This is a genomic window from Streptomyces sp. NPDC107498, from assembly GCF_055582805.1.
In genome coordinates this window covers 321,345-345,978 of sequence record NZ_JBVJPE010000003.1, presented here as the reverse complement: position 1 = coordinate 345,978, position 24,634 = coordinate 321,345, and the positions used below count along the sequence as shown (strand labels likewise).

The window sequence follows — 24,634 nt, the reverse complement described above, 5'->3', positions numbered from 1 at the left end:
ACGACAGCGTGACCTACGTCATCGCGCAGCCTTGTGTCGACGTCAAGGACAAGGCGTGCATCGAGGAGTGCCCCGTCGACTGCATCTACGAGGGCAAGCGGTCCTTGTACATCCACCCGGACGAATGCGTCGACTGCGGGGCCTGTGAGCCGGTCTGCCCGGTCGAGGCGATCTTCTACGAGGACGACACCCCGGAGGAGTGGAAGGACTACTACAAGGCGAACGTCGAGTTCTTCGACGAGCTCGGTTCGCCCGGTGGCGCCTCCAAGCTCGGCGAGATCGAGCGCGACCACCCCTTCATCGCCGCCCTGCCGCCGCAGAACGGCTGATCCTTCGCCCTCGGTCCCGTACGGCCCCGCCGCCGTACGGGACCGAAGCGTTTTCCGTACGTACGAGGAAGTGAGCCAACCCGTGAGCGCAGTCTCTTCGCGCCTTCCCGTCTTCCCCTGGGACAAGCTGGAGCCGTACAAGAAGACGGCCCTGACGCACCCGGACGGAATCGTGGACCTGTCCGTCGGCACGCCCGTGGACCCGGTCCCCGCGCTGATCCGGGAGGCCCTGGTCGCGGCCGCCGACTCGCCGGGCTATCCCACGGTGTGGGGCACGAAGGAACTGCGGGACGCGCTCACCGGCTGGTGCGGGCGGCGCCTGGGCGCGGTGGACCTCGCCCACGAGAACGTGCTCCCGGTGGTCGGCTCCAAGGAGCTGGTGGCCTGGCTGCCGACGCAGCTGGGGCTCGGCGCGGGCGACGTGGTCGCCTACCCGCGGCTCGCGTACCCGACGTACGAGGTGGGGGCGCGGCTCTGCGGCGCCACGCCCGTCGTGTACGACGATCCGGTCGCCGACCTCGACCCGGCCGCGGTCAGGCTCCTCTGGCTCAACTCCCCGTCCAACCCGACCGGCAAGGTCCTCGCCGCGGACGAGCTGACCCGGATCGTGGCCTGGGCGCGCGAGCACGGGATCCTCGTCCTCTCCGACGAGTGCTACCTGGAGCTGGGCTGGGAGGCCGACCCCGTCTCGGTCCTGCACCCGGACGTCTGCGGCGGTTCGTACGAGGGGATCGTCGCGGTCCACTCGCTGTCCAAGCGCTCCAACCTGGCGGGCTACCGGGCCGCGTTCGTCGCGGGCGACGCGGCCGTCCTGGGCGAGCTGCTCCAGATCCGCAAGCACGGCGGCATGATGACCGCCGCCCCGGTGCAGGCGGCGACGGTCGCGGCGCTCGGCGACGACGCGCACGTGGCCGAGCAGCGGGAGCGGTACGCGGCCCGGCGGGCGGCGCTGCGGGCGGCCCTGGAGGCGCACGGCTTCCGGATCGAGCACAGCGAGGCGAGCCTGTACCTGTGGGCGACCCGGGACGAGCCGTGCTGGGAGACGGTGGCGTACCTGGCGGAGAAGGGCATCCTGGTGGCGCCCGGCGACTTCTACGGCGAGGCCGGGGAGCGGTTTGTGCGGGTGGCGTTCACGGCGACGGACGAGCGGGTCGAGGCCGCGGTCAAGCGCCTGGGCTGACGCCCGGGGGACGTCCCGGGCCCACCGCGGGAACGCGGTGGGGGCGCCGGAGGGCCCGGGGAGCAGCTGCTCCCCGGGCCCTCCGCGCGTCCTGGTGCGGGTCAGCCGATCGGCAGACCGCCGAGGGTCTGGCCGGTCGGCAGTCCGCCGAGGCCGCCGCCCAGGGCGCCGCCGGTGGGGGCCTCGGCGCTCTCGGCGGCGGCGCCGGCGGTCTGGCCGACGACCTCGCCCGTGCTGCCGGCCGTCTTGCCGACGACCTCCTGGGCGGCGGGGGTGGCGGTCTTGCCGGCCGTGCCGACGGTCTTGCCCGCGGCCGGGACGGCCGTGCCGACGGCCTTGCCACCGGTCTGGCCGACCACGCCGGTCGCGGTCTGCGAGGCACCGTCGACGGCACTGCCCGCCCCGGCGGCGTCCAGGGCGGTCACGCCGCCGAGGGCACCGGCCGGCGCGAGGCTGTTGTCCAGAGCGCTCGCGGAGCCGGCCGCACCGACCACGGGGGCTGCTCCGGCCGCGACGATGAGGGCGGCACGGGCGATCCGGCGGGTCAGGGAGAGGGACATGGTGCTCCTTCGACGAAGAGGACGATTACGCGGTGACAACCGGCCCTGGGGCGGGGGAGGTTGCGGCGGCCGAAGGCAAAGAGTTGGCAATGCGTCGTATTGTCGGGCGGGGAGGAAAACGGGCGAACGCGTCATTGCGGGGAGCCCTGCCGAACCGTCACTTCCCTTGTGCCCCAAGGGGAGCGAGGGGGAGGGGTGACCCTTGGGGAAGGCGCCGCGGAGCTCCCGCGAATTCCTTCCGCCCCGCCCCCGGCCCGTGCCACGACCGGGTGAACCCCCGCACGGGCGCACGACCCGATCGAGCCGCCCCGGACGCCTCCGGCGCGGCCGTGCGGGCGTGCGACGCGGCCCCGCCGGACCGCGTGCGACGCCGGATCGCGTGCGACGCCGGACCGCGTGCGACGCAGGATCGCGTGCGACGCAGGATCGCGTGCGACGCCGGCCGACGGGGCAGGAGGGCCGCGGCTACGGGGCCAGGCGCATGCGGACCGACGCGGTGGGGCCGGCCGCCGGGGGAGAGGACTTCGACCAGCCCCCCTCGGCCTCGCCCGCACGCCAGACGCGGTCGTCGAACGAGACCTCCGTGATGCGCAGCGCGTCCGCCCTCGCCACCGCCCACTGCGCCAGCTCCCAGCCGCGCCGCTCGTCCGAACCGGCCCCCGGCGCGCTCCCCGCGCCCGTCGCCCCCCGGACCGGCACCACGAGCACCGGCGGCCCCGAGGCCGGGCGACCGGCGCTCGGGCCGCCCGTCACCGCCTTCGGCGCCGCCTTCTCGCCGAACGCCCGCACCAGCTCCCGGCGCACCTGCTCCGGATCGCCCGGCCGGCCCTCCGCCACGCTCGCCGTGCAGACCAGAGCCGCCGGCGACCGTCCCGTGAGCGCCGCCGACAGCAGCGCGGCGTCCGGCTCGTGCTTCGCGTACGCCTGCGGGAAACCGCTCCGCTGCACCTTCTGCGCCGCCACCGTCAGCGGCAGCCGCGAGTACCCGGGGACCTTCTCCAGGCCCTCGTAGAACTTCCCCGCCGCGTACACCGGGTCCATGATCTGCGCCCGCGTCCCCCAGCCCTGCGAGGGCCGCTGCTGGAAGAGCCCCAGCGAGTCCCGGTCGCCGTGCTCGATGTTCCGCAGCGCGGACTCCTGCAGCGCGGTCGCGAGCGCGATCGTCACGGCCCGCTCCGGCAGCCCCCTGGTGGTGCCCGCCGCCGAGATCATCGCCGCGTTGGACGCCTGCTCCGGAGTGAACTCGTAGCGGTTGTCCCCCTTGCCCACACTGCACCGGGGCGCCCCCGTGCTCCCCGTCATCTGGTGGACGGCCACGTACGCGGCGAGGCCGAGGAGCACGGCGAAGGCGGCCGCGGAACGGGCTCGGCGACCGCGACGGCGGGGGCGGGTGGGCTCGGACACGGGGCCCACCGTACTGGAGGCCGCGTTAGGGTCGGCACATGGCTGACATCACCCCGCCCGACGTCCCTCTCGACCTCTCCCTGGACGGGGCGGCGCTCACCGCCGCCCTCGTCGACTTCCCCTCCGTCAGCGGGACCGAGAAGCCGCTCGCCGACGCGATCGAGGGGGCCCTGCGCCTCCTGCCGCACCTCACCGTCGACCGGTACGGCAACAACGTCGTCGCCCGGACGCACCTCGGCCGCGGCGAGCGGGTCGTCCTCGCCGGCCACATCGACACCGTGCCGATCGCCGACAACGTGCCCTCACGGCTCGACGAGGACGGCGTCCTGTGGGGCTGCGGCACCTCCGACATGAAGTCCGGGGTCGCGGTCCAGCTGCGCGTCGCCGCCACCGTCCCCGAGCCCAACCGCGACCTCACCTTCGTCTTCTACGACAACGAGGAGGTCGCCGCCGACCTCAACGGCCTCGGGAAGATCGCCGCCGCGCACCCCGACTGGCTGGAAGGCGACTTCGCCGTCCTCCTGGAGCCCTCCGACGGCCAGGTCGAGGGCGGCTGCCAGGGCACCCTGCGGGTCGTCCTGCACACCGCCGGCGAACGCGCCCACTCCGCGCGCGCGTGGATGGGCTCCAACGCCATCCACACCGCCGCGCCGATCCTCGCCCGCCTCGCCGCGTACGAACCGCGCAAGCCGGTGATCGACGGCCTCCAGTACCACGAGGGGCTCAACGCCGTCCGGATCGAGGGCGGCGTCGCCACCAACGTCATCCCCGACGCCTGCGCCGTCACCGTCAACTACCGGTACGCCCCCGACCGCTCCCCGGCCGAGGCCCTGGCGTACGTCCGCGAGTTCTTCGACGGATGCGACATCGCCGAGTTCGTCGTCGACGACGAGAGCCCCGGCGCCCTGCCCGGCCTCTCCCACCCCGCGGCCGAGGCCTTCATGAAGGCCGTCGGCGGCAGCGCGCAGCCCAAGTTCGGCTGGACCGACGTCGCCCGCTTCAGCGCCCTCGGGGTGCCCGCCGTCAACTACGGTCCCGGCGACCCGATCTACGCGCACAAGCGGGACGAGCACGTCCCCGTCGACCGGATCCACCACTGCGAGGCACGGCTCCGCGACTGGCTGACCGCCTGACTCCCGTAATTTCGCATTTCGTCACCTCCGTGGTCCTACGCTGACCCCAGCAGAAGATCGTCGGTTCGACGGAGGGAGCAGGCCATGGGTGTCCCCGAAGGGGAGACGAAGCCGGAGGAGCAGCGGCTCGGGCCGGTGCTCAGGCGCAGGGACCAGGTCCAGCCGGGCACCACGGACCAGCGGCTGCTCGACACCGAGGGCGACTCGGAGTGGGTGCACACCGACCCCTGGCGGGTCATGCGCATCCAGTCCGAGTTCGTCGAGGGCTTCGGCGCCCTCGCCGAACTGCCGAGCGCGATCAGCGTCTTCGGCTCGGCCCGCACGAGGCCGGACTCGCCGGAGTACGAGGCGGGCGTACGGATCGGCCGGGCGCTCGTGGAGGCCGGGTTCGCCGTCATCACGGGCGGCGGGCCGGGCGCCATGGAGGCGGCCAACAAGGGGGCCAGGGAGGCCAGGGGCGTCTCGGTGGGCCTCGGCATCGAGCTCCCCTTCGAGCAGGGGCTCAACCCGCACGTCGACATCGGCGTGAACTTCCGCTACTTCTTCGTCCGCAAGACGATGTTCGTGAAGTACGCGCAGGGGTTCGTCGTCCTGCCCGGCGGCCTCGGCACCCTCGACGAGCTCTTCGAGGCGCTGACCCTGGTGCAGACCCGCAAGGTCACCCGCTTCCCGATCGTGCTCTTCGGCACGGAGTACTGGAAGGGCCTCGTCGACTGGCTGCGCGACTCGGTCGTCGCCGGCGGCAAGGCCTCGGAGCACGACCTCCTCCTCTTCCACGTCACGGACGACGTGGAGGAGGCGGTGACCCTGGTGACGAAGGAGGTCGGCCGCTAGGGCGACCGGCGCCGGTCGGTTGTGGGCAGGCGTTCCGCGGGGCGGAACGGGTGGTCACAACCGACCACCGGGCCTCAGGAGCAGGTCTACGCCAGTCCGCGCCGCGCGACCGCCGGCGGACGGTGTCCGGCGATCGACGCCACCATGTCGAGCACCTGACGGGTCTCGGCGACCTCGTGCACCCGGTACACCTGGGCGCCCAGCCACGCCGAGACCGCCGTCGTGGCCAGGGTCCCGAGGACCCGCTCCTTGACCGGCCGGTCGAGCGTCTCGCCCACGAAGTCCTTGTTGGACAGGGACACCAGCACCGGCCACCCCGTCTCCGTCATCTCGCCGAGCCGACGCGTCGCCTCCAGGCTGTGCCGGGTGTTCTTCCCGAAGTCGTGACCGGGGTCGATCATGATCGCGTCCCGCCGCACCCCGAGCGAGGCCGCGCGCTCCGCGAGGCCCACCGTGACCCGCAGGACGTCGGCCATCACGTCCTCGTACTCCACCCGGTGCGGCCGGGTCCGCGGTTCCGCGCCGCCCGCGTGCGTGCAGACGAGCCCCGCCCCGTACGCCGCCGCGACCTCCGCGAGCCGCGGGTCGACCCCGCCCCACGCGTCGTTGAGGACGTCCGCCCCGGCCTCGCAGACCGCCTCGCCGACGTCCGCCCGCCAGGTGTCGACGCTGATCACCACGTCGGGATGGCGCCTGCGGACCTCGGCGACGAAACCGACCGTGCGCCGCGCCTCCTCCTCGGCCGACACCTCCTCGCCGGGGCCCGCCTTCACCCCGCCGATGTCGACGATCGCCGCCCCCTCCGCCACGGCCTGCTCGACCCGGGCGAGCGCCGGCTCGTCCCGGAAGGTCGCGCCCTGGTCGTAGAAGGAGTCCGGGGTCCGGTTCACGATCGCCATGATCACCGGCTCGTGCGGCCCGAATTCACGCCGTCCCAAGCGCAGCATCCCTTTTGTCCTCCCTCGCGTCCGTTCGCCTGTGACCCTAACCGTCGGTGGTGCATGGCACGATCGGCACCGGACGTTTTCCACCCCGGGGAGAGGCGCGCAGGTGTTCTGGTTTCTGCTCATCACGATGGTCGTGGTCGTGGCCGCGGTGGCCCTCGCCGTGGTCGGCGGCGGCGACGGCGAGGTGCTGCCCGAGGTGGCGCCCGAGCAGCTCGTCGACCCGCTCCCGGCGGCCCGCCCGGTGGACCGCGCCGACGTCGAGGCGCTCCGCCTCCCCGTCGCCCCCCGCGGCTACCGGATGGCCGACGTGGACGACGTCCTCGTGCGCCTCGGGGCCGAACTCGCCGAGCGCGACGCCCGGATCGCCGAGCTGGAGGAGGCGCTCGCGGGCGCGGGCCGCGCCGGTGACGCCGGCGGAGAGGGCGGCGGGGAGTGACGGGCGAGGCGGTCCCCGGGCCCGACGGGCGGCTGCGCTGCCCCTGGGGCCTGTCGACCGAGGACTACGTCGCGTACCACGACGAGGAGTGGGGGCGGCCGGTCCACGGCGACGACGCGCTCTTCGAGCGGCTCTGCCTGGAGGCCTTCCAGTCGGGCCTGTCGTGGATCACGATCCTGCGCCGCCGCGAGGGCTTCCGGCGCGCCTTCGCCGGCTTCGAGATCGCCTCCGTCGCCGCCTTCGACGAGACGGACCGCGAGCGGCTCCTCGCCGACGAGGGCATCATCCGCAACCGTGCCAAGGTCGACGCGACCCTGGCCAACGCGAAGCTGCTCGCCGGCTGGTCCCCGGGCGAGCTCGACGCGCTGATCTGGTCCCACGCCCCCGACCGGACGACCCGCTCCGCCCCGCGCACGCTCGCCGAGGTCCCGGCGGTCACCGACGAGTCGACGGCCCTCTCCAAGGCCCTCAAGAAGCGCGGCCTCCGCTTCATCGGCCCCACCACGGCCTACGCCCTGATGCAGGCCTGCGGCCTGGTCGACGACCACCTGAAGGACTGCGTGGCCCGGGGCGACGGGTAGCCGCCCCGGGCGCGGGCCTCAGCGTCCCAGGTAGGTCGGCTTCTCCTTGGCGACGAAGGCGCGGACCGCGATCGTGTGGTCCTCCGAGGCGCCCGCCAGGGTCTGGAGCTCCTCCTCCTTGTCGAGGGCCTCCGTGAGGGAGTGGTCGGCGCCGAAGGCGAGGGACTCCTTCAGGGCCGCGTACGCCACCGTCGGGCCCGCCGCGAGGGTGCGGGCCACCTTCTCCGCCTCGGCGGCCAGGTCGGCGGCCGGGACCAGCCGGTTCACGATGCCCAGCTCGTACGCCTCCCGGGCGCCGATCGAGCGCGGGAAGAGCAGCAGGTCGGAGGCGCGGCTCGCGCCGATCAGCCGGGGCAGCGTCCACGACACGCCCGAGTCGGCGGTGAGGGCCACGCCCGCGAAGGACGTGTTGAAGGAGGCCGTGTCCGCGACCACCCGGTAGTCCGCCGCGAGCGCGAAGCCGAAGCCCGCCCCGGCGGCGACGCCGTTCACGCCCGCGACGACCGGCTTGCGCATGCCGGTGAGCGCGCGCACGATCGGGTTGTAGTGGTCACGGACCGTGTTCATGGTCTCGCTCGTGCCGGACTCCCGGTCCGCCGCGAGCAGCCCGACGTGCTCCTTCAGGTCCTGGCCCACGCAGAACGCCCGGTCGCCGGCCGCCGTGAGCAGCACCGCCCGTACGGCGGGATCGGCCGCGGCCGTCTCGGCGGCGTCCCGCAGGGCGACCTTGGTCGCCACGTTCATCGCGTTCATGGCCTCGGGCCGGTTGAGCGTGATGGTGGCGAGCCCGTCGCTCACCTCGTACAGCACCGTGTCGGCCATCGGGATCCCTTCGCCTCATTGCGTGGTTGACCAGCCCAGCATGGCGGAGATCACCCGTGTCGCCCATGTGAGGTGCGTCAAAGACGGCGGAGATCGAAGGGGCCGCTCCGGCGCCGAGCGGCGAAGTATCGCAGGCCGATCCCCGAAATGTGGGGTTTTGAGAGAGCGCGTTGCGCAAGCGATGCCGAGCGATGTTGGTCATCGGGTCCTGCCATGCGGGATAATGACCTGGAAGCAATGTGTTCGAAGCCGGTGACGCGTGCTCCACATCAAGGAGCTGCCCGGCTGACGATGAGCTGGTTTCAGGAAGGGGAACAAGCATGGCGGCCATGAAGCCGCGGACGGGTGACGGCCCGCTCGAGGTGACCAAGGAGGGGCGGGGCATCGTCATGCGCGTTCCGCTCGAAGGCGGCGGTCGGCTTGTCGTCGAGCTGACCCCGGGCGAGGCCGAGGCACTGGGCGACGCCCTCAAGAAGGTCGTCGGCTGACCCTCTTCTCCACGATTCCTGAGCGCTGCCCCGGCACGGTCCGCCGTCCCGGGGCAGCGGTGTCTCCGGAGCCGGACGGGGCGGCGCGATCAGCCCCGGCGCACCGCGCAGAGCAGGCCGTCGCCCACCGGCAGCAGGGAGGGGACGAGCTCCTGGCTCTCCCGCACCGCGCGCAGCAGCTCGCGGACCCGCTGGACCTCCGCCGGCTGGGCCCCCGAATCGACCGTGCGACCGTCCGCGAAGACCCCCTCGAAGCAGACGAGGCCCCCCGGTCGCAGCAGGCGCAACGATTCAGCGAGATAGTCCAGGTACTCCAGCCGGTCGCCGTCGCAGAACACGAGGTCGTACCCGCCGTCCGCGAGCCGGGGCAGCACGTCGAGGGCGCGGCCGGGGATGAAACGGGCCCGGTTGCCCGCGAAGCCGGCCGCCCGGAACGCCGTCTTGGCGAGCTGCTGCCGCTCCGGCTGGAGGTCCACCGTCGTCAGGACGCCGTCCGGCCGCATCCCGAGCAGCAGATAGATCCCGGACACGCCCGTGCCGGTGCCGATCTCCGCCACCGCCTTGGCGTCCGCCGTCGCGGCGAGCAGGCGCAGCGCCCCACCGGTGCCCGGCGACACCGAGGGGAGCCCTGCCTCCCGGGCCCGCTCACGGGCCCAGCGCAGAGCTTCGTCCTCGGCGACGAAGGCGTCGGCGAACGACCAGCTCGTCTGCCGGTTGGCGGTAATGGCCCTCTCCTGTCCCCGTAGTTGACGCAACGGTGACTGTATCCGCTGTCAGCGGGAACCCGCAGATGGGACCGTGCGTTCACCAGGGTGAGGACGCGACAGGAGGTGGCCGGGCGAGCCGGTGCCAAATTCGCGTAAAGATTCTTATCCGGAGCTAACGGGCGAGGTGGCTATGGTAGGGGCTCCACTGGACACCACCAGAGCCGACAGGGGAGGTGCGGCTGCGCCTGTGGATCGGGGAGGAGTGCTTCGGCGTCTTCTCAGGTCGGCGGGTGAGCCGAAATCCGTGACCGACACCGCTGACCGTTTCCGCACCACCGACTCCGCTCCCACCACCGCGACCTTCGCATCGGATGCGGAATCGCAGGCGTGGACCCCTCCCACCTGGGAGGAGATCGTCAGCACCCACAGTGGCCGGGTCTACCGCCTCGCCTACCGCCTGACGGGCAACCAGCACGACGCCGAGGACCTGACGCAGGAGGTCTTCGTCCGCGTCTTCCGCTCGCTGTCGACGTACACCCCGGGCACCTTCGAGGGGTGGCTGCACCGCATCACCACCAACCTCTTCCTCGACATGGTCCGCCGCAAGCAGCGGATCCGCTTCGACGCCCTCGCCGACGACGCGGCCGAGCGGCTCCCCAGCCGTGAGCCCTCGCCGCAGCAGGTGTTCAACGACACGCACTTCGACGCCGACGTGCAGCAGGCCCTCGACACCCTCGCGCCCGAGTTCCGCGCGGCCGTCGTCCTCTGCGACATCGAGGGACTGTCGTACGAGGAGATCGCCGCGACCCTCGGCGTGAAGCTCGGCACCGTCCGCAGCCGCATCCACCGCGGCCGCTCCCACCTGCGCAAGGCGCTCAAGCACCGCTCGCCCGAGGCCCGGGCGGAGCGTGCGCTCGCCTCCGTCGGATGGGAGGCAGCGACAGCGTGAGCGGCAAACGTCCCACGTCGCCGACCCCCGCGGAGCACCACCTCGGGGACCGGCTGGCCGCGCTCGTCGACGGCGAGCTCGGCCACGACGCCCGCGAGCGGGTCCTCGCCCACCTCGCGACCTGTGCCCGTTGCAAGGCCGAGGCGGACGCCCAGCGCACGCTGAAGAGCGTCTTCGCGTCGGCGGCTCCTCCGTCACCCTCGGAGGGGTTCCTCGCCCGTCTCCAGGGGCTCCCCGGCGGTCCCGGCGAGCCGGGAGGGTCCGGCGGGCCGCGCGGCCCCCTCGAAGAGCTCCTCGACACGAGCGGGGTGAAGTCGGACGGCTTCGCCACCGCCGTCGTCACCCCGCACCCCGGCGCACCCGGCGCGGGCTTCCGCATCCACGCCGTCGGCCACCGGCCCTCCGGGCCCTCCGGACGGGGCCGGCGCTTCGCCTTCGCGGCCGCCAGCGCCGTCTCGTTCGCCGCGATCGCCCTCGGCGGCACCCTGCCCCTCGAAGCCTCGGTGAGCGCGAGCGCACGCGGCGGCCAGGGCACCGGCAGCACCGTCACCCCGCTGCGCGCCCCCGCGACCGGCGGCGGCACGAGCACCGGGGCCGGGACCGGGACCGGGCGCGGCGCGCGTTCCGGCGAGCGCCCGGGCGCCCAGTCCGTCGGCGACGCCGAGCCGCTCGCCGCGGTGACCCCGGCGGCCGTCCCGCGGGGGCCGGTCGTGGCCGTGGCCCAGGGCACGGTCCCGTCGGGCGCCGTCCCGCCGGACGCGGTGCGCTCCGCCGCCGCCCCGTTGGTGGCCGTACGGCTCCGGAGCCCGGCCCCGCAGTCGCTGCTCGCCCTCTCGCCGTTCGTACGGCCGACGACTCCGGCCCTCCAGCTGGCCTTCGCCCCCGGGCCCAGCCCGATGGTGAGCCCGACGGCCGGACCGCTCGGCTCCCACCGCTGACCCGCGACCTGGTTGAATCCAGGGACAGGGGCGCCCGACCCAGGGCGCGGACGGGTCAGCTGTTGCGGGGAGAGCATGAACAACGGGAAGCCGAACTGGTGGAGCCGGCCTTCGAGCGCACCGGAGGCGGCACGGATACCCACGCCGCCTCCGGCCGACGAGGGCGACGGTGACTTCCCCCTGCCCGCGCCCCGGCCCACCTCCGGGCAGGAGCCGGCCGACCCGACGGACACGGCCCCGGCCCCTCGGCCCGGGGCGCCCGCACCGCTCGCGGCGGAGCCCGTGGCGGCCGGGTCGGGACGGACGGCGGAGGCCCCGGCTCCGGGGGCCGCGCCCGCGCCGGCGGTCGAGCTGACGAAGTCCGCGCCCGCGCCCGTGCCGGAGCCGGAGCCCGCGCCCGTCCTGCCCCCGGCGGAGCCGGCCTCCACGGGAGGTCCGGTCGCCCCGGCGGAGCCGGTTCCCGCGGCGGCCCCCGCGCCCGTCGGCGCCGAGGTCCGGGCCCCCGAGGTCCAGGCCCCCGACCCGCAGGCCCGGCAGCCCCTGCACGCGCCCGACGAGTACCGCACGCCGCCCTACGGCGAGCCGGGACCGTGGGCGCCCGCACCGCCCGTGCAGCGCCCGCCCGCCTCCGTACCGCCGCAGGCGCACCCCCAGGCCCAGGCCCACCCCCCGATGCACGCCCACCCCCAGCCGCAGCCGCAGGGCGGGGCCGCGCCCTGGGTGCAGTACGACCCCTGGAGCACCGCCGGGACCGGCGTCCCGCCGCTGCCCGCGAAGAAGTCCCGGAAGGGGCTCGCGCTCGCCGGCGCGCTCGTCTTCGCCCTGGTCACCGGTGTCATCGGCGGCGGGATCGGCGCCTACGTCGAGCGGAACGGCGGACTCACCACCGTCGAGCTGCCGCAGGCCGGGGCCGGGGACACCGGCCGCGCCCCCGACAGCGTCGCCGGGATCGCCGCCAGCGCCCTGCCCGGCGTGGTCACCCTGCACGTGAAGGGCAACGGCTCCTCCGGCACCGGCACCGGATTCGTCCTGGACACCAAGGGCCACATCCTCACCAACAACCACGTCGTCGACGGGGCCGCGTCCTCCGAGGACATCTCGGTGACCTTCTCCAGCGGCGAGACGGCCCGCGCCAAGCTCATCGGCAAGGACACCGGCTACGACCTGGCCGTCGTCCAGGTCACCGGCGTCTCCGGCCTCAAGGCGCTGCCGCTCGGCAACTCCGACAACGTCCGCGTCGGCGACCCCGTCGTCGCCATCGGCGCCCCCTTCGACCTCTCCAACACCGTCACCTCCGGCATCATCAGCGCCAAGGAGCGCCCGATCACCGCCGGCGGGGAGAAGGGCGACGGCAGCGACATCAGCTACGTCGACGCGCTCCAGACCGACGCCCCCATCAACCCCGGCAACTCCGGCGGCCCGCTGCTCGACTCCAAGGCCCGGGTCATCGGCATCAACAGCGCGATCCGCGCCGCCGGCGGCGGCTCCGGCGAGGGCGAGGGCGGCGGCGCGAGCCAGCCCGGTTCCATCGGTCTCGGCTTCGCCATACCGATCAACCAGGGCAAGCGCGTCGCCGAGGAGCTCATCAACACCGGCAAGGCCACCCACCCCGTCATCGGGGTGAGCCTCGACATGCAGTTCAACGGCGACGGCGCCCGGGTCGGAGAGAAGGGCAAGGACGGCTCCGCCTCCGTCACCGCCGGCGGTCCGGCCGCCAAGGCGGGGCTCCGGCCGGGGGACGTCATCACCAAGGTCGACGGCCAGCGCGTGCACAACGGCGAGGAGCTCATCGTGAAGATCCGCTCCCACCGCCCCGGCGACAAGCTGGAACTCACCCTGAGCCGGAACGGCAAAGAGCTGACAAAGACGTTGACGCTCGGGTCCTCGCAGGGCACCTGAGCGCCGTGTGGCGGACACCACGAGGTACCCGTCCGACAGTTTGGGCGGGTACCGTGGACCGGGCCCTGGACCGGCGTGAAGGAGCTACTAGGTGTTCAGCGACATAGGCGCACTCGAGCTGGTGACGCTCGTGGTCCTCGCCGTGCTCGTCTTCGGGCCGGACAAGCTCCCGAAGGTGATCCAGGACGTCTCGCGCTTCATCCGGAAGGTCCGCGAGTTCTCCGACGGCGCGAAGCAGGACATCCGCAGCGAGCTGGGACCGGAGTTCAAGGACTTCGAGTTCGAGGACCTCAACCCCAAGACGTTCCTCCGCAAGCAGCTGGAGAGCAACGACGACCTCAAGGAGCTCAAGGAGCTGCGCGGCACCTTCGACCTCAAGAAGGAGATGAACGAGGTCGCCGACGCCGTCCACGGCCGCGAGTCGGCCGCCGCGCCCGCCGCGGTCAACGGCTCCCCGGACCTGCTGAAGAAGCCGGAGAAGCGGGACGACCAGGGCACTGCCGAGCGTCCTCCGTACGACTCCGACGCCACCTGACGACGGCCTGTCACCGAACCGCTCCTCCTCGGTGGCTATCCTCCCTCTGTTGACGGAACGAGGAGGCGGCCGAGATGAAGACGACGAGTCGGGTGGAAGCCGATGGCTTTCTGCGCGCGTCCTTCGCCTGGTACGGGCTGGACGAGGCGTTCACCGGCCCGCGCCGGCTGATGCAGGTGGGCACGGCGGCGGACGGCACCGTACAGCACGGCTCGATGGGCCACGGTGACGAGCCGTCGATAAAGTCCGAGGCCGGCGGCGCGGAGAAGGAGCGCTTCGCGGTCGTCGTGACGGTCGCCGCGAACCCCGTGCGCCGCACCGGGGACGGCACCGGCGTCCTCGACGCCACCACCGTCTCCTCCGCCGCCTGGCTGGCCGGCTCCGGGCTCCTCGCCCACACCTGGCCCGCCTCGCTCGACCACGCGCTGCGGGACCACTGGCTGGACCAGCAGACGGAGACGGCCTTCGAGCTGGCCGACGACCTCGACGGGCCGGCCTGGACGACCCTGTCGCTGCCCGTGGACGGGGTGCCGGTGCCGTTCCACTACCGGGAGTCCGAGTTCGGCTGGGTGCTGGCCGGGTCCGCGGGGGACGCGCACATCGGGGCGTACGGGCGGGGGATGAGCGCGTACGGGCTCGGGTTCTCCCAGGTGAAGGACCTCGCCGCGTACGGCGCCTAGCCACCGCGTGCGCGCCTCGGCATGACGTACGGCGCCGGACACCGCGCACGGCGCACGGCGCTCGGACGTGGCGTACGGCGCCGGACAGTCAGGACACCGCGCACGGCGTCCGGACGTGACGTACGGCGTCCGGACGTGACGAAGGGCGCCCCCGGCGGGGGCGCCCTTCGTCACGACGTCTCAGAACTTGTTGCGCGGGGTGATGCCCAGGCTCATGCCGGACAGGCCGCGCTGGCGACCGCCGAGCTTGCCGGCGATCGCGCGGAGGGCCGCGCCCGCCGGGGAGTCGGGGTCGGAGAGGACGACCGGCCTGCCGTCGTCGCCGCCCTCGCGGAGCCGTACGTCGATCGGGATCGAGCCGAGGACCGGGACCGTGGCGCCCGTGGTCTGCGTCAGGCCGTCCGCGACCTTCTGGCCGCCGCCCGTGCCGAACACGTCGACCATCTCGTCGCAGTGCGGGCACGGCAGGCCCGCCATGTTCTCGACGACGCCGACGATCTTCTGGTGGGTCTGGACGGCGATCGAGCCGGCCCGCTCGGCGACCTCGGCCGCCGCCTGCTGCGGGGTGGTGACCACGAGGATCTCCGCGTTCGGCACGAGCTGCGCGACCGAGATCGCGATGTCGCCGGTGCCCGGCGGCAGGTCGAGCAGGAGGACGTCCAGGTCGCCCCAGTACACGTCCGCGAGGAACTGCTGGAGCGCGCGGTGCAGCATCGGGCCGCGCCACACCACCGGCGCGTTGCCCGGGGTGAACATGCCGATGGAGATGACCTTCACGCCGTTCGCCGACGGCGGCATGATCATGTTCTCGACCTGGGTCGGACGCCCGTCCGCGCCCAGCATCCGCGGCACGCTGTGGCCGTAGATGTCGGCGTCCACGACCCCGACCTTCAGACCGTCGGCGGCCATCGCCGCGGCCAGGTTCACGGTCACGGAGGACTTGCCGACGCCGCCCTTTCCGGAGGCCACCGCGTACACCCGGGTCAGCGAGCCCGGCTTCGCGAAGGGCACCTCGCGCTCGGCGCCCGTGCCGCGCAGCGCCGCCGCCAGCTCCTTGCGCTGCTCGTCGCTCATCACGTCCAGCGTGACGTCGACGGCGGTGACGCCCTCGACCCGGGAGACGGCCTCGGTCACGCGCTGCGTGATGGTGTCGCGCATCGGGCAGCCGGAGACCGTCAGGTAGACCGTGACGGCGACCCTGCCGTCCGGTTCGATCTCCACCGACTTGACCATGCCGAGCTCAGTGATCGGCTTGTTGATCTCAGGGTCGTTCACCGTCGCCAGTGCTTCGAGCACCGCGTCTTCCGTAGCCATACCGACGATGGTACGGCGCCGACCACGGGCCGGTGAAAGGGCTGTCAACGGTCGGGTACGTCACTTCCGCGGTCTCCGCCGGACGGGAATAGATCCCGGCGCTCCTCCATCTCCTTGAGCAGGTCCTGGAGCTCCGAGCGGATCCAGTCGCGGGTCGCGACCTCGCCGAGCCCCATCCGCAGCGCCGCGATCTCCCGGGTCAGGTACTCGGTGTCCGCGATCGACCGCTCGTTCTGCTTCCGGTCCTGTTCGAGATTGACCCGGTCCCGGTCGTCCTGCCGGTTCTGGGCGAGCAGGATCAGCGGCGCCGCGTACGAGGCCTGCAGGGACAGTGCGAGCGTCAGGAAGATGAAGGGGTACTCGTCGAACCTCAGCGACGACGGCGCGAAGACGTTCCACCCGATCCAGACGACGACCGTCAGGGTCATCCAGACCAGGAACCTGCCCGTGCCGAGGAACCGGGCGATCCGTTCCGAGAGGCGCCCGAAGGCCTCCGGGTCGTACTCCGGCAGCAGCCGGGACCGCCGCTCGCGCGGCAGGTCGAGCCGGATGCGGGGCACGGACCGCTCCCGCTCGCGCTCCCGGTCCTGCGTGCGCTCAGCCGTCATGTCCGGCCCCCTCCTCGTGGAACTCGGTCTCCCGCCAGTCGTCCGGCAGCAGGTGGTCGAGCACGTCGTCGACGGTGACCGCGCCGAGCAGCGAACCGCTCTCGTCGACCACGGGCGCGGCGACCATGTTGTACGCGGCGAGGTAGCTGGTCACGGCCGGCAGCGGGGTGTCCGGGCCGAGCGGCGCCAGATCGCTGTCCACGAGCGAACCGACCAGCGTGAACGGCGGGTCGCGAAGGAGCCGCTGGAAGTGCACCGTGCCCAGGTACTTGCCGGTCGGCGTCTCGTCCGGCGGCCGGCACACGTACACCTGCGCCGCGAGCGCCGGGGACAGGTCCTGCTGACGGACCCGGGCCAGCGCGTCCGCGACGGTCGCGTCCGGGCGCAGCACGATCGGCTCCGTCGTCATCAGACCGCCCGCCGTGTGCTCCTCGTACGCGAGCAGCCGGCGCACGTCGGCCGCGTCGTCCGGCCGCATCAGGGTGAGCAGCCGCTCCTGGTCCTCCTCGGGCAGCTCGGACAGCAGGTCGGCGGCGTCGTCCGGGTCCATCGCCTCCAGGACGTCGGCGGCGCGCTCCTCCTTCAGCTTGCCCAGGATCTCGATCTGGTCGTCCTCCGGCAGCTCCTCCAGCACGTCGGCGAGCCGGTCGTCGTCGAGGGCGGCGGCGACCTCGGCGCGCCGCTTGGGGGAGAGGTGGTGCAGGGCGTTGGCGAGGTCGGCGGGGCGCAGCTTCTCGAAGGTGGCGAGCAGGCTCTCGGCGCCCTGCCCGTGCTCCTCCAGGGAGAAACCGGTGACGGCCGACCACTCCACGGTCAGCGTCTCCCCCTTGCGCCGCAGCGCCCCGCCCTTGCCGCGCCGGACGAAGACCTTGTCGATCTCCCAGTCGCGGCGGGCGGGCAGCTGCTGGATGGCGACGTCGAGGACGGTGACCTCCTCGCCCGTCTCCACCAGCGTCACGCGCCGGTCGAGGAGCTCGCCGAGGACGAGCCGCTCGGTGGGGCGCCGCTCGAAGCGCCGCATGTTGACGACGCCGGTCGTGATGACCTGGCCGGAGGCGACACCGGTGACCCGGGTCATGGGGACGAAGACCCGGCGGCGGCTCAGCACCTCCACGACCATGCCGAGCAGCCGGGGCGGCCTGCGGCCGACGCGGAGCATGGCGACGAGGTCGCTGACCCGGCCGACCTGGTCGCCCACCGGGTCGAAGACGGGGACCCCGGCGAGGTGGGAGACGAAGACCCGGGGGGCGCCTGCCGCCATGCCACGCGCCTCCTCGATGCCGCACGATCCGAGCCGTCGCAGAGCTTTGCCGGGGATCGCAGAGCTTTGCCTGGTTCAGGCTAGCCCGTGACGTTCCGCCCCGCCCCGGCAGTGCCTCCGTACGGCTGCCTGCGGGGCCCGTCATCCGTCCCGGGTACGCTGCGGTCTGCCGTTCCCCCCATCGGCCCCGCCACCGGACCCGGCCCTTCCGCCCGGCCGGAACACGGCCGTCCCCGGCACCCCGCACGGGCCGCGCCCGTCCCCCCACACGCACGACACGAGAGGCAGCGCAGATGACCGTTCGCACCCCGTCATCGCGTATCCGCAGGGCCGTCACGCCCCTGGCGCTCTGCGCCGGACTGACGGTGGGGCTCACGGCCTGCGCCGCCGACCCGGACGAGGGGACGAACGGGGTGGGGAGACTCTCCGCACCCGAGATCGAGAGCAAGGCGCAGACCGCGGCGGACGCGGCGAGGGCGGTACGGCTGTCCGGCACCCTGGTCAGCAAGGGCGGCACCTTCAAGCTGAACATGCGCCTCAAGCAGGACGGCGCCACCGGCTCGGTGACGACGAAGAACAGCACCTTCGAGCTGCTGCGGGTCGGCGACGCGCTCTATCTGAAGGCCGACGCCGGGTTCTGGGCCCACGACGGCAAGGAGGACGACACGCCGTCCGATGCGGACTCCGAGGCCGCCGACACGCTCGACGACAAGTACGTGAAGGTCCCGCAGGGCGACCCCTCGTACAAGCAGCTGCGCGGCTTCACCGACATGGGGCCGCTCCTCGACGGGCTGATCGGCCTGCACGGGGAGAAGGTCAAGGGCGACCGGGACCAGATCGGCGGGGTCCGCACGGTCAAGGTCAGGGGCGGGGCCGACGGGGAGGGCGGCACGCTCGACGTGTCCCTGGACGGCGAGCCGTACCCCGTGCAGTTCGCGCGGGGCGGGGGAGGGGGCATCGTGGTGCTCTCCGAGTGGAACAAGGACTTCCCGCTCACCGAGCCGTCGAAGGAGGAGACCCTCGACTACGGCAAGCAGCTGCCCCGGACCTAGGGGGTGTCCCGTCGAAGGCGCTGACGCCGCTTCTTCCGGAACAGCAGCTTCGGCAGCGCGGCCGGGACCGGGCGGCGGGTGTTCGCCGTGGTCGGCAGCGGCACGGCGGCCAGGGAGCCGTCCGGCAGCTCCGTGGTCGAGGAGCGGGGGTCGAGGCGCACCACGCGGCACTCGCGCGCCCAGCGCTCGGGCATGGCCTCGCCGTCGGGGGCGTTGAGCCGCTTCCCCTTCAGCTCGGCGACCGCCGCGTCCCACTCCTCCGTGCCGGGGGCGATCTCGCGGACGGCGGCGGTCCAGGCGACGAGCCGGCCGCCCTTGTCCTTGCTGCGGACGGTCACCTCGGCCGTACCGCCGTCCACCAGGCCCGGCAGCGGCTGCTCGCCGGGGCCGTCGCCGACGACGTGCGCGGCGCCGTCGTGCCAGACGTGCCAGAGCGCGCGGGCGGGGCCGGAGCCCCGTACCCAGACGAGGCCGGACTTCTTGGTGGCCTCCTCGACGAGGGCGGACCCGAGCAGCTCTTCTGTCATGGCCCGAAGCCTATCTACAGCCAGCCGTTCCGCTTGAGGGTGCGGTGGATGGTGAAGCAGATGGCGGCGATGCCGACGAGCACCATCGGGTAGCCGTACTTCCACTGCAGCTCCGGCATGTACGCGAAGTTCATGCCGTACACGCCGCAGACCGCCGTGGGGACGGCGACGATCGCCGCCCACGAGGTGATCTTGCGCATGTCCTCGTTCTGCGCGACGGTCGCCTGCGCCAGGTTGGCCTGGAGGATCGAGTTGAGCAGCTCGTCGAAGCCGACGACCTGCTCCTGGACGCGGGCGAGGTGGTCGGCGACGTCCCGGAAGTACTTCTGGATGTCGGGGTCGACCAGCCGCATCGGCCGCTCGGAGAGGAGCTGCATCGGGCGGAGGAGCGGCGACACGGCCCGCTTGAACTCCAGCACCTCGCGCTTGAGCTGGTAGATCCGGCCGGTGTCGGCGCCGCGCGTGGAGCCCTTGGCCGGCGGCGAGAAGACATCGATCTCCAGCTGGTCGATGTCCAGCTCGACGGAGTCGGCGACCGCGATGTAGCCGTCGACGACGTGGTCGGCGATGGCGTGCAGGACGGCCGAGGGCCCCTTGGTGAGGAGCTCCGGCTCGCCCTGGAGGCGGTGGCGGAGGTTGCGCAGCGAGCCCTGGCCGCCGTGCCGGACGGTGATGACGAAGTCGGGGCCGGTGAAGCACATGACCTCGCCGGTCTCGACGACCTCGCTGGTCGCGGTGAGCGCGGCGTGCTCGACGTAGTGGATGGTCTTGAAGACGGTGAAGAGGGTGTCGTCGTACCGCTCCAGCTTGGGCCGCTGGTGGGCGTGGACGGCGTCCTCGACGGCGAGCGGGTGCAGCCCGAACTCGGCCGCGATGCCGGCGAATTCGGCCTCGGTCGGCTCGTGGAGCCCGATCCACGCGAAGCCGCCGCTCTCCCGCACCTGGCGCATCGCGCCGCGCGGCGTGAGGCACTCGCGGTCGTCGACCCGGCGCCCGTCGCGGTAGACGGCGCAGTCGACCACGGCGCTGGAGGCCGAGTGGTCCCGGGTGGGGTCGTACGCGGTGTACGTGGTGGGGGTCTTGCGTAGACTGTGCCGCAGGCTCGGGCGGACGGCGGCGGTGAGGTCACGGATCATCGACATGGGCGTGCTCCTTCACGGATCGGCCGTCGGTGCGGAGCGTGGCACAGCCCGGAATGGGGACGGAGAGGTACGTCGTCCACAAAGCGGGCGGCACCGAGGAGGCGCGGTGACGGCGGTCGCTACAGACAGGGGAAGGCGAAAGATGCTCTTCCGTCGTGCGAGATGCCGGAGGGGCGGGTCCGTGCCGGACCCGGACGTCACCGGGAGAAGCGCACCGGGCTGGGGTGCTGAGCGGCGGAAGAGCGGCTGGTACTGCCCGATCGACTTCGGTCCATCGCAGTCCCACCTCCTCCGGCCGGTCCCCTGTCGGGGATGACGTGTGACGAGCAGTCGGGAATCCCGACCAGTGGCCAACACTATCAGCCGACAGAGGGTCAATCCCTTACTTTGCCCGTTCCATACGCGATCTATGCTCCCCACATGGGAGAAGTTCTTGCACTGGTCGAGGCCCGGCTGCGGACCGCCCTCGGCGAACCGGACGCGCGGGCCGCGGTGACCTTCCTCGGCACGGACCGGATCGAGGTGCTGCGCTTCGTCGACGGCGACCTCGTGCGGTACGCGACCCTCGGGATGTCCGCGCAGCCGATGGCCGATCCGACCTCCGCGCTCGCCGACCCGGTGAAGGGCCCGCGCGCGGAGCTGGTCCTGACGGTGCGGGGCGGGCTCGCCGACACCGACAAGGTGCTGCGCCCGCTCGCGGTCCTCGCCGCCACCCCGCAGGTCGAGGGCGTGGTCGTGGCCCCGGGCGCCTCGCTCGACGTCGGCGATCCGCTCTGGCCCGGCGCCCCCTTCAGCTCGGTGCTCGTCGCCGAGTCGGGGGGACTGGTGGAGGACCTGGAGCTCGACGCGCCCTTGGACCCCGTCCGTTTCCTGCCGTTGCTGCCGATGACGCCGAACGAGGCGGCGTGGAAGCGGGTGCACGGGGCGCAGGCCCTGGAGGAGCGCTGGCTCGCACGCGGGACGGACCTGCGCGATCCGCTGCGCAGGTCCGTGGACCTGGACTGAACGCGACCGCTAGTTCGCGAAGACGCCGACGCCGTCCTCCGCGGCGTGCCCCGTGGCGAGTTCCTCCGCCTTGCCGGTGAGGGAGGCGCGGCGGACCCGGACGATCACGGCGCCGAGGACGGCGGCCGCACCGGCCACCAGGAAGGGCGTGCGGACGTCGCTCCACTCCTCGATCTTCGGGGCGAGGTACGGGGCGGCCGCCGCGGCGAACCAGCGGACGAAGTTGTAGCCGGCGCTCGCCACCGGGCGCGGGGCCTCCGAGACCCCGAGCGCCAGCTCGGTGAAGACGGTGTTGTTGACGCCGATGAACGCGCCCGACAGGACCGTGCAGACGATCGCGGTGGTGTGGCTCCCGTAGCCGAGCACCACCACGTCCGCCGCGAGCAGCACCAGGGAGCCGCCGAGCACCGTGAGCGGGCCGAGGCGCCGCTGGAGGCGGGGTGCGACGAGCACCGAGAAGACGGCGAGCAGCACGCCCCAGGCGAAGAACACCGCGCCGGACTTGTACGGCGTCATGTCCAGCACGAACGGGGTGAAGGCGAGCACCGTGAAGAAGGCGTAGTTGTAGAAGAACGCGGCCGCCGCGGCCGAGGCCAGGCCGCCGTGGCCGAGCGCCCGGATCGGGTCGAGCAGCGAGGTCTTCCGGGCCGGCTTCGGCTGCTCCTTCAGGAAGACCGTGATGCAGAGGAAGCCGATCGCCATCAGCGCGGCCGTGCCGAAGAAGGGGTAGCGCCAGCTCGCGTCGCCGAGGACGGCGCCGAGCAGCGGCCCGCAGGCCATGCCGAGGCCGAGCGCGGACTCGTACAGCAGGATCGCGGTCGCGCTCCCTCCGGCCGCCGCGCCGACGATGACGGCGAGCGAGGTCGAGACGAAGAGCGCGTTGCCCAGGCCCCAGCCGGCCCGGAATCCGACCAGCTGGCCGACCGTGTCGGAGGTGCCGGCGAGGGCGGCGAAGACGACGACGAGGGCGAGGCCGGCGAGCAGCGTCTTCCGGCCGCCGATGCGGCTGGAGACGAAGCCGGTCACCAGCATCGCGACGGCCGTGATGAGGAAGTACGAGGTGAAGAGCAGCGACACCTGGCTGGGGGTCGCGCGCAGGCCCTGGGCGATCGAGGGCAGGATCGGGTCGACGAGGCCGATGCCCATGAAGGCCACCACCGAGGCGCCCGCGGTGGCCCAGACGGCCGGGGGCTGGCGCAGGATGCCGCCGCCGCGTTCGTTGACCGCTCTCTCCATGCCGTCGCTCCTCCGCGTCGAAATGCTTGCGATATACACAGAATAAGTTAGACGAGCTAATGAATGCAAGCTACATCTATCTCGGCGGAGGTCCCGCGGGGGAAGGGCTCGGGCCGGACGGGTGATCGTTCGCAGCCGTTCTTGACGCGGGGCGGAAGAGCTAGGACCGTTGAGCCCTATGAGGGGCGAACCCAGTTGTCCGAAGTGCGGTGGCCGGGTCAGGGCGCCCGGTCTCTTCGCCGACTCCTGGCAGTGCGACGTGCACGGCTCGGTGCATCCGCTCCAGCCCGTGATCCCGCCCAGCGTCGAGAGCCTCGGGGTCGTGGTGCACAGGTCCCACGTCCCGGTGTGGATGCCGTGGCCCCTGCCCGTCGGCTGGCTCTTCACCGGAGTCGCGTACGCCGGGGACGACCGCAGCGGCGGACGCGCGACGGCCGTCGCCTGCTCCGGGCCCGGCCCGCTCGGCGGGATCGGCGAGCTGCTCCTGATCGCCGAGGAGCTCGGCGTCGGGCTCGGCGCGCGGTACGCCGGCATCGACGGCCTCGACCCCGGCTCCGGCATGGCCATCGACAAGCCGCCCCAGGCGAAGGTGCTCGCCGCCGGACGCCCCACCCCCCTCTGGCACGTCACCGGCGCCCCGCAGGACCGCGCGGTCTTCGCGGGCGAGGCGCGCGGCCTGTGGCTGTGGGCGATCGTCTGGCCCGAGCAGTCCGGCCTCCTGATGTACGACGAGCTGGTCCTCACCGACCTGCGCGACGCGGGGGCCGAGGTCGACCTGCTGCCCTGCGGCGCGCTCACCCCGAGGCTGCTCGGCTGAGGGGTGCCCTCCGCGGCCCGGATCCGACGGTCCGGCAGGTGACGTTCCGTACGGACGTGTTCGATTCGCCCGTTATGCTGGAGCGTCCCTCGTCCGTGCCGAGTCCCTGGAGTACCGCGTCGTGCGCATCGATCTGCACACCCACTCCACGGCCTCCGACGGTACGGACTCCCCGGCGGAGCTCGTCCGGAACGCCGCCGCGGCCGGTCTCGACGTCGTCGCGCTCACGGACCACGACACCACCCGGGGCCACGCCGAGGCGATCGCGGCCCTGCCCGAGGGGCTGACCCTCGTCACCGGTGCCGAGCTGTCCTGCCGGATGGACGGCATCGGACTGCACATGCTCGCGTACCTCTTCGACCCCGAGGAACCGGCGCTCCTCGCCGAGCGCGAACTCGTCCGCGACGACCGGGTGCCGCGTGCCCGCGGCATGGTCGCCAAGCTCCAGGAGCTCGGCGTCCCCGTCACCTGGGAGCAGGTCGCCCGGATCGCCGGCGACGGCTCCGTGGGCCGCCCGCACGTCGCGGAGGCGCTCGTCGAGCTCGGGGTCGTGCCGGACGTGTCCGGCGCGTTCACGCCCGAGTGGCTCGCCGACGGCGGCCGGGCGTACGTCGGGAAGCACGAGCTGGACCCGATCGACGCGATCCGCCTCGTCAAGGCGGCCGGTGGCGTCACCGTCTTCGCGCACCCGCTCGCCGTCAAGCGCGGCCAGGTGCTGCCGGAGGCCTCGGTGGCCCGGCTCGCCGAGGCCGGGCTCGACGGCATCGAGGTCGACCACATGGACCACGACGAGGCGACGCGGGCCCGGCTGCGCGGACTCGCGAAGGAGCTCGGCCTGCTGACCACGGGCTCCAGCGACTACCACGGCAGCCGCAAGACCTGCCGCCTCGGCGAGTACACCACCGATCCCGAGATCTACGGCGAGATCACCCGCCGCGCCGCGGGCGCCTTCCCGGTCCCGGGCGCCGGGGGACCCACCGCCTGAGGCCGCTCCGGCGGGCCGGGGCCACGCGTCCCCGGCCCCGTCCGGGAGCCGTTCCGCCCGGCGTCCGCTCGCGCGGCCGGCCGGGGGTCCGCTCCCGGCCGGTCCGTCCCGCGCCCCGTCCGGTTCGCCGGCGCGCGCCCCGACGCTCCGCCCCGGGCCACCTTCCTTCCTGGTCCGCCCCCGGACGGCTCCGTGCCGTGCGCGGGGTGGCATCCCCCCTGCCCTGACACCGGAATCCCCCGTTCCGCCCCGTACGGGCACACCC

The 24,634-nt window shown here is 73.2% G+C and carries 27 protein-coding genes; 16 read left to right on the top strand and 11 right to left on the bottom strand.

What is annotated here, in order from left to right:
* Positions 1-8: 8 nt before the first annotated feature.
* A complete protein-coding gene (gene fdxA / locus ACZ66Z_RS07275; RefSeq protein WP_015035968.1) occupies positions 9-329 on the top strand; it encodes a ferredoxin in 321 nt (106 codons plus the stop codon).
* Between the two features lie 82 nt (positions 330-411).
* The gene (gene dapC / locus ACZ66Z_RS07270; RefSeq protein ID WP_469932999.1) at positions 412-1,509 is read left to right on the top strand and encodes a succinyldiaminopimelate transaminase; all 1,098 of its coding nucleotides are present in this window, start codon (positions 412-414) and stop codon (positions 1,507-1,509) included.
* Between the two features lie 101 nt (positions 1,510-1,610).
* On the opposite strand, the gene ACZ66Z_RS07265 is transcribed toward dapC, so the two are convergent.
* Positions 1,611-2,069: an ATP-binding protein gene (locus tag ACZ66Z_RS07265; RefSeq protein WP_469932998.1), complete on the bottom strand. Its 459-nt coding sequence runs from the start codon at positions 2,067-2,069 to the stop codon at positions 1,611-1,613.
* Between the two features lie 465 nt (positions 2,070-2,534).
* Positions 2,535-3,482: a VldE C-terminal domain-containing protein gene (locus ACZ66Z_RS07260; protein ID WP_469932997.1), complete on the bottom strand. Its 948-nt coding sequence runs from the start codon at positions 3,480-3,482 to the stop codon at positions 2,535-2,537.
* Positions 3,483-3,511: 29 nt separating this feature from the next.
* Between ACZ66Z_RS07260 and dapE the strand changes: the two genes are divergently transcribed.
* Together dapE and ACZ66Z_RS07250 are read left to right on the top strand one after the other, a co-directional pair.
* Positions 3,512-4,606 (top strand): succinyl-diaminopimelate desuccinylase, encoded by a 1,095-nt coding sequence (gene dapE / locus ACZ66Z_RS07255; protein WP_469932996.1) that lies wholly within the window; start codon positions 3,512-3,514, stop codon positions 4,604-4,606.
* Between the two features lie 84 nt (positions 4,607-4,690).
* Complete coding sequence (locus ACZ66Z_RS07250) at positions 4,691-5,440, top strand: LOG family protein (protein ID WP_123455262.1); 750 nt, start codon at positions 4,691-4,693, stop codon at positions 5,438-5,440.
* Between the two features lie 86 nt (positions 5,441-5,526).
* Here ACZ66Z_RS07250 and folP read toward each other — a convergent pair whose 3' ends face one another.
* Positions 5,527-6,387, bottom strand: a complete 861-nt coding sequence (folP, locus tag ACZ66Z_RS07245) for a dihydropteroate synthase (protein ID WP_469932995.1) — start codon at positions 6,385-6,387, stop codon at positions 5,527-5,529.
* A gap of 103 nt (positions 6,388-6,490) precedes the next feature.
* Between folP and ACZ66Z_RS07240 the strand changes: the two genes are divergently transcribed.
* Both ACZ66Z_RS07240 and ACZ66Z_RS07235 read left to right on the top strand, forming a co-directional pair.
* Positions 6,491-6,823 (top strand): hypothetical protein, encoded by a 333-nt coding sequence (locus ACZ66Z_RS07240; protein ID WP_469932994.1) that lies wholly within the window; start codon positions 6,491-6,493, stop codon positions 6,821-6,823.
* Positions 6,820-7,404 (top strand): DNA-3-methyladenine glycosylase I, encoded by a 585-nt coding sequence (locus ACZ66Z_RS07235; protein WP_469932993.1) that lies wholly within the window; start codon positions 6,820-6,822, stop codon positions 7,402-7,404. The genes ACZ66Z_RS07240 and ACZ66Z_RS07235 overlap by 4 nt, the downstream gene beginning before the upstream one ends.
* Before the next feature lie 18 nt (positions 7,405-7,422).
* Here the strand turns inward: ACZ66Z_RS07235 and chcB are convergent, their stop codons facing one another.
* A complete protein-coding gene (gene chcB / locus ACZ66Z_RS07230; protein WP_469932992.1) occupies positions 7,423-8,226 on the bottom strand; it encodes a 2-cyclohexenylcarbonyl CoA isomerase in 804 nt (267 codons plus the stop codon).
* Positions 8,227-8,546: 320 nt separating this feature from the next.
* On the opposite strand from chcB, the gene ACZ66Z_RS07225 reads away from it, so the two are divergent.
* Complete coding sequence (locus tag ACZ66Z_RS07225) at positions 8,547-8,714, top strand: DUF3117 domain-containing protein (protein WP_017239934.1); 168 nt, start codon at positions 8,547-8,549, stop codon at positions 8,712-8,714.
* A gap of 89 nt (positions 8,715-8,803) precedes the next feature.
* On the opposite strand, the gene ACZ66Z_RS07220 is transcribed toward ACZ66Z_RS07225, so the two are convergent.
* Positions 8,804-9,469, bottom strand: a complete 666-nt coding sequence (locus ACZ66Z_RS07220) for an O-methyltransferase (protein ID WP_093874218.1) — start codon at positions 9,467-9,469, stop codon at positions 8,804-8,806.
* 142 nt (positions 9,470-9,611) lie between these two features.
* Between ACZ66Z_RS07220 and sigE the strand changes: the two genes are divergently transcribed.
* From sigE to ACZ66Z_RS07195, 5 genes are all read left to right on the top strand, one after another.
* Entirely contained in the window at positions 9,612-10,370 is a 759-nt protein-coding gene (sigE, locus tag ACZ66Z_RS07215) for an RNA polymerase sigma factor SigE (RefSeq protein ID WP_225799322.1), read from the top strand.
* Complete coding sequence (locus ACZ66Z_RS07210) at positions 10,367-11,308, top strand: anti-sigma factor family protein (RefSeq protein ID WP_469932991.1); 942 nt, start codon at positions 10,367-10,369, stop codon at positions 11,306-11,308. The genes sigE and ACZ66Z_RS07210 overlap by 4 nt, the downstream gene beginning before the upstream one ends.
* A 75-nt stretch (positions 11,309-11,383) precedes the next feature.
* Positions 11,384-13,207: a S1C family serine protease gene (locus ACZ66Z_RS07205; protein WP_469932990.1), complete on the top strand. Its 1,824-nt coding sequence runs from the start codon at positions 11,384-11,386 to the stop codon at positions 13,205-13,207.
* A 91-nt stretch (positions 13,208-13,298) separates the two neighbouring features.
* Positions 13,299-13,742 (top strand): sec-independent translocase, encoded by a 444-nt coding sequence (locus ACZ66Z_RS07200; RefSeq protein ID WP_469932989.1) that lies wholly within the window; start codon positions 13,299-13,301, stop codon positions 13,740-13,742.
* Between the two features lie 74 nt (positions 13,743-13,816).
* Positions 13,817-14,422: a hypothetical protein gene (locus ACZ66Z_RS07195; protein ID WP_469932988.1), complete on the top strand. Its 606-nt coding sequence runs from the start codon at positions 13,817-13,819 to the stop codon at positions 14,420-14,422.
* A 180-nt stretch (positions 14,423-14,602) separates the two neighbouring features.
* Here the strand turns inward: ACZ66Z_RS07195 and ACZ66Z_RS07190 are convergent, their stop codons facing one another.
* Genes ACZ66Z_RS07190 through ACZ66Z_RS07180 form a run of 3 tightly spaced genes read right to left on the bottom strand, consistent with a single transcriptional unit; the run spans position 14,603 to position 17,605 of the window.
* Positions 14,603-15,736: an Mrp/NBP35 family ATP-binding protein gene (locus ACZ66Z_RS07190; RefSeq protein ID WP_469932987.1), complete on the bottom strand. Its 1,134-nt coding sequence runs from the start codon at positions 15,734-15,736 to the stop codon at positions 14,603-14,605.
* Between the two features lie 44 nt (positions 15,737-15,780).
* The gene (locus ACZ66Z_RS07185; protein ID WP_469932986.1) at positions 15,781-16,344 is read right to left on the bottom strand and encodes a DUF1003 domain-containing protein; all 564 of its coding nucleotides are present in this window, start codon (positions 16,342-16,344) and stop codon (positions 15,781-15,783) included.
* The gene (locus ACZ66Z_RS07180; RefSeq protein ID WP_469932985.1) at positions 16,334-17,605 is read right to left on the bottom strand and encodes a magnesium transporter MgtE N-terminal domain-containing protein; all 1,272 of its coding nucleotides are present in this window, start codon (positions 17,603-17,605) and stop codon (positions 16,334-16,336) included. Before ACZ66Z_RS07180 ends, ACZ66Z_RS07185 begins: the two co-directional genes overlap by 11 nt.
* 293 nt (positions 17,606-17,898) lie before the next feature.
* Between ACZ66Z_RS07180 and ACZ66Z_RS07175 the strand changes: the two genes are divergently transcribed.
* Positions 17,899-18,657, top strand: a complete 759-nt coding sequence (locus ACZ66Z_RS07175) for a hypothetical protein (RefSeq protein WP_469932984.1) — start codon at positions 17,899-17,901, stop codon at positions 18,655-18,657.
* On the opposite strand, the gene ACZ66Z_RS07170 is transcribed toward ACZ66Z_RS07175, so the two are convergent.
* Entirely contained in the window at positions 18,654-19,184 is a 531-nt protein-coding gene (locus ACZ66Z_RS07170; protein WP_469932983.1) for a hypothetical protein, read from the bottom strand. The two genes, ACZ66Z_RS07175 and ACZ66Z_RS07170, sit on opposite strands and share 4 nt — an antisense overlap.
* Positions 19,185-19,198: 14 nt before the next feature.
* A complete protein-coding gene (locus ACZ66Z_RS07165) occupies positions 19,199-20,326 on the bottom strand; it encodes a magnesium and cobalt transport protein CorA (protein WP_469932982.1) in 1,128 nt (375 codons plus the stop codon).
* 420 nt (positions 20,327-20,746) lie between these two features.
* Here ACZ66Z_RS07165 and ACZ66Z_RS07160 point away from each other — a divergent pair, with 420 nt between their 5' ends.
* Positions 20,747-21,331, top strand: a complete 585-nt coding sequence (locus tag ACZ66Z_RS07160; protein ID WP_469932981.1) for a suppressor of fused domain protein — start codon at positions 20,747-20,749, stop codon at positions 21,329-21,331.
* Positions 21,332-21,340: 9 nt separating this feature from the next.
* Here ACZ66Z_RS07160 and ACZ66Z_RS07155 read toward each other — a convergent pair whose 3' ends face one another.
* Complete coding sequence (locus tag ACZ66Z_RS07155) at positions 21,341-22,567, bottom strand: MFS transporter (RefSeq protein ID WP_469932980.1); 1,227 nt, start codon at positions 22,565-22,567, stop codon at positions 21,341-21,343.
* Between the two features lie 178 nt (positions 22,568-22,745).
* Here ACZ66Z_RS07155 and ACZ66Z_RS07150 point away from each other — a divergent pair, with 178 nt between their 5' ends.
* Together ACZ66Z_RS07150 and ACZ66Z_RS07145 are read left to right on the top strand one after the other, a co-directional pair.
* Complete coding sequence (locus ACZ66Z_RS07150; RefSeq protein WP_469932979.1) at positions 22,746-23,384, top strand: DUF6758 family protein; 639 nt, start codon at positions 22,746-22,748, stop codon at positions 23,382-23,384.
* A 121-nt stretch (positions 23,385-23,505) separates the two neighbouring features.
* The gene (locus ACZ66Z_RS07145; protein WP_469932978.1) at positions 23,506-24,369 is read left to right on the top strand and encodes a PHP domain-containing protein; all 864 of its coding nucleotides are present in this window, start codon (positions 23,506-23,508) and stop codon (positions 24,367-24,369) included.
* Positions 24,370-24,634 lie beyond the last annotated feature (265 nt).

What these genes read in the sequence shown, in the direction of transcription:
- ACZ66Z_RS07265 (WP_469932998.1), bottom strand. Translation starts at nt 2,069, where the DNA reads ATGTCCCTCTCCCTGACCCGCCGGATCGCCCGTGCCGCCCTCATCGTC.
- dapE (WP_469932996.1), top strand. Translation starts at nt 3,512, where the DNA reads ATGGCTGACATCACCCCGCCCGACGTCCCTCTCGACCTCTCCCTGGAC.
- ACZ66Z_RS07250 (WP_123455262.1), top strand. Translation starts at nt 4,691, where the DNA reads ATGGGTGTCCCCGAAGGGGAGACGAAGCCGGAGGAGCAGCGGCTCGGG.
- folP (WP_469932995.1), bottom strand. Translation starts at nt 6,387, where the DNA reads ATGCTGCGCTTGGGACGGCGTGAATTCGGGCCGCACGAGCCGGTGATC.
- chcB (WP_469932992.1), bottom strand. Translation starts at nt 8,226, where the DNA reads ATGGCCGACACGGTGCTGTACGAGGTGAGCGACGGGCTCGCCACCATC.
- ACZ66Z_RS07225 (WP_017239934.1), top strand. Translation starts at nt 8,547, where the DNA reads ATGGCGGCCATGAAGCCGCGGACGGGTGACGGCCCGCTCGAGGTGACC.
- sigE (WP_225799322.1), top strand. Translation starts at nt 9,612, where the DNA reads ATGGTAGGGGCTCCACTGGACACCACCAGAGCCGACAGGGGAGGTGCG.
- ACZ66Z_RS07205 (WP_469932990.1), top strand. Translation starts at nt 11,384, where the DNA reads ATGAACAACGGGAAGCCGAACTGGTGGAGCCGGCCTTCGAGCGCACCG.
- ACZ66Z_RS07195 (WP_469932988.1), top strand. Translation starts at nt 13,817, where the DNA reads ATGAAGACGACGAGTCGGGTGGAAGCCGATGGCTTTCTGCGCGCGTCC.
- ACZ66Z_RS07190 (WP_469932987.1), bottom strand. Translation starts at nt 15,736, where the DNA reads ATGGCTACGGAAGACGCGGTGCTCGAAGCACTGGCGACGGTGAACGAC.
- ACZ66Z_RS07185 (WP_469932986.1), bottom strand. Translation starts at nt 16,344, where the DNA reads ATGACGGCTGAGCGCACGCAGGACCGGGAGCGCGAGCGGGAGCGGTCC.
- ACZ66Z_RS07180 (WP_469932985.1), bottom strand. Translation starts at nt 17,605, where the DNA reads ATGGCGGCAGGCGCCCCCCGGGTCTTCGTCTCCCACCTCGCCGGGGTC.
- ACZ66Z_RS07175 (WP_469932984.1), top strand. Translation starts at nt 17,899, where the DNA reads ATGACCGTTCGCACCCCGTCATCGCGTATCCGCAGGGCCGTCACGCCC.
- ACZ66Z_RS07170 (WP_469932983.1), bottom strand. Translation starts at nt 19,184, where the DNA reads ATGACAGAAGAGCTGCTCGGGTCCGCCCTCGTCGAGGAGGCCACCAAG.
- ACZ66Z_RS07165 (WP_469932982.1), bottom strand. Translation starts at nt 20,326, where the DNA reads ATGTCGATGATCCGTGACCTCACCGCCGCCGTCCGCCCGAGCCTGCGG.
- ACZ66Z_RS07160 (WP_469932981.1), top strand. Translation starts at nt 20,747, where the DNA reads ATGGGAGAAGTTCTTGCACTGGTCGAGGCCCGGCTGCGGACCGCCCTC.
- ACZ66Z_RS07155 (WP_469932980.1), bottom strand. Translation starts at nt 22,567, where the DNA reads ATGGAGAGAGCGGTCAACGAACGCGGCGGCGGCATCCTGCGCCAGCCC.
- ACZ66Z_RS07150 (WP_469932979.1), top strand. Translation starts at nt 22,746, where the DNA reads ATGAGGGGCGAACCCAGTTGTCCGAAGTGCGGTGGCCGGGTCAGGGCG.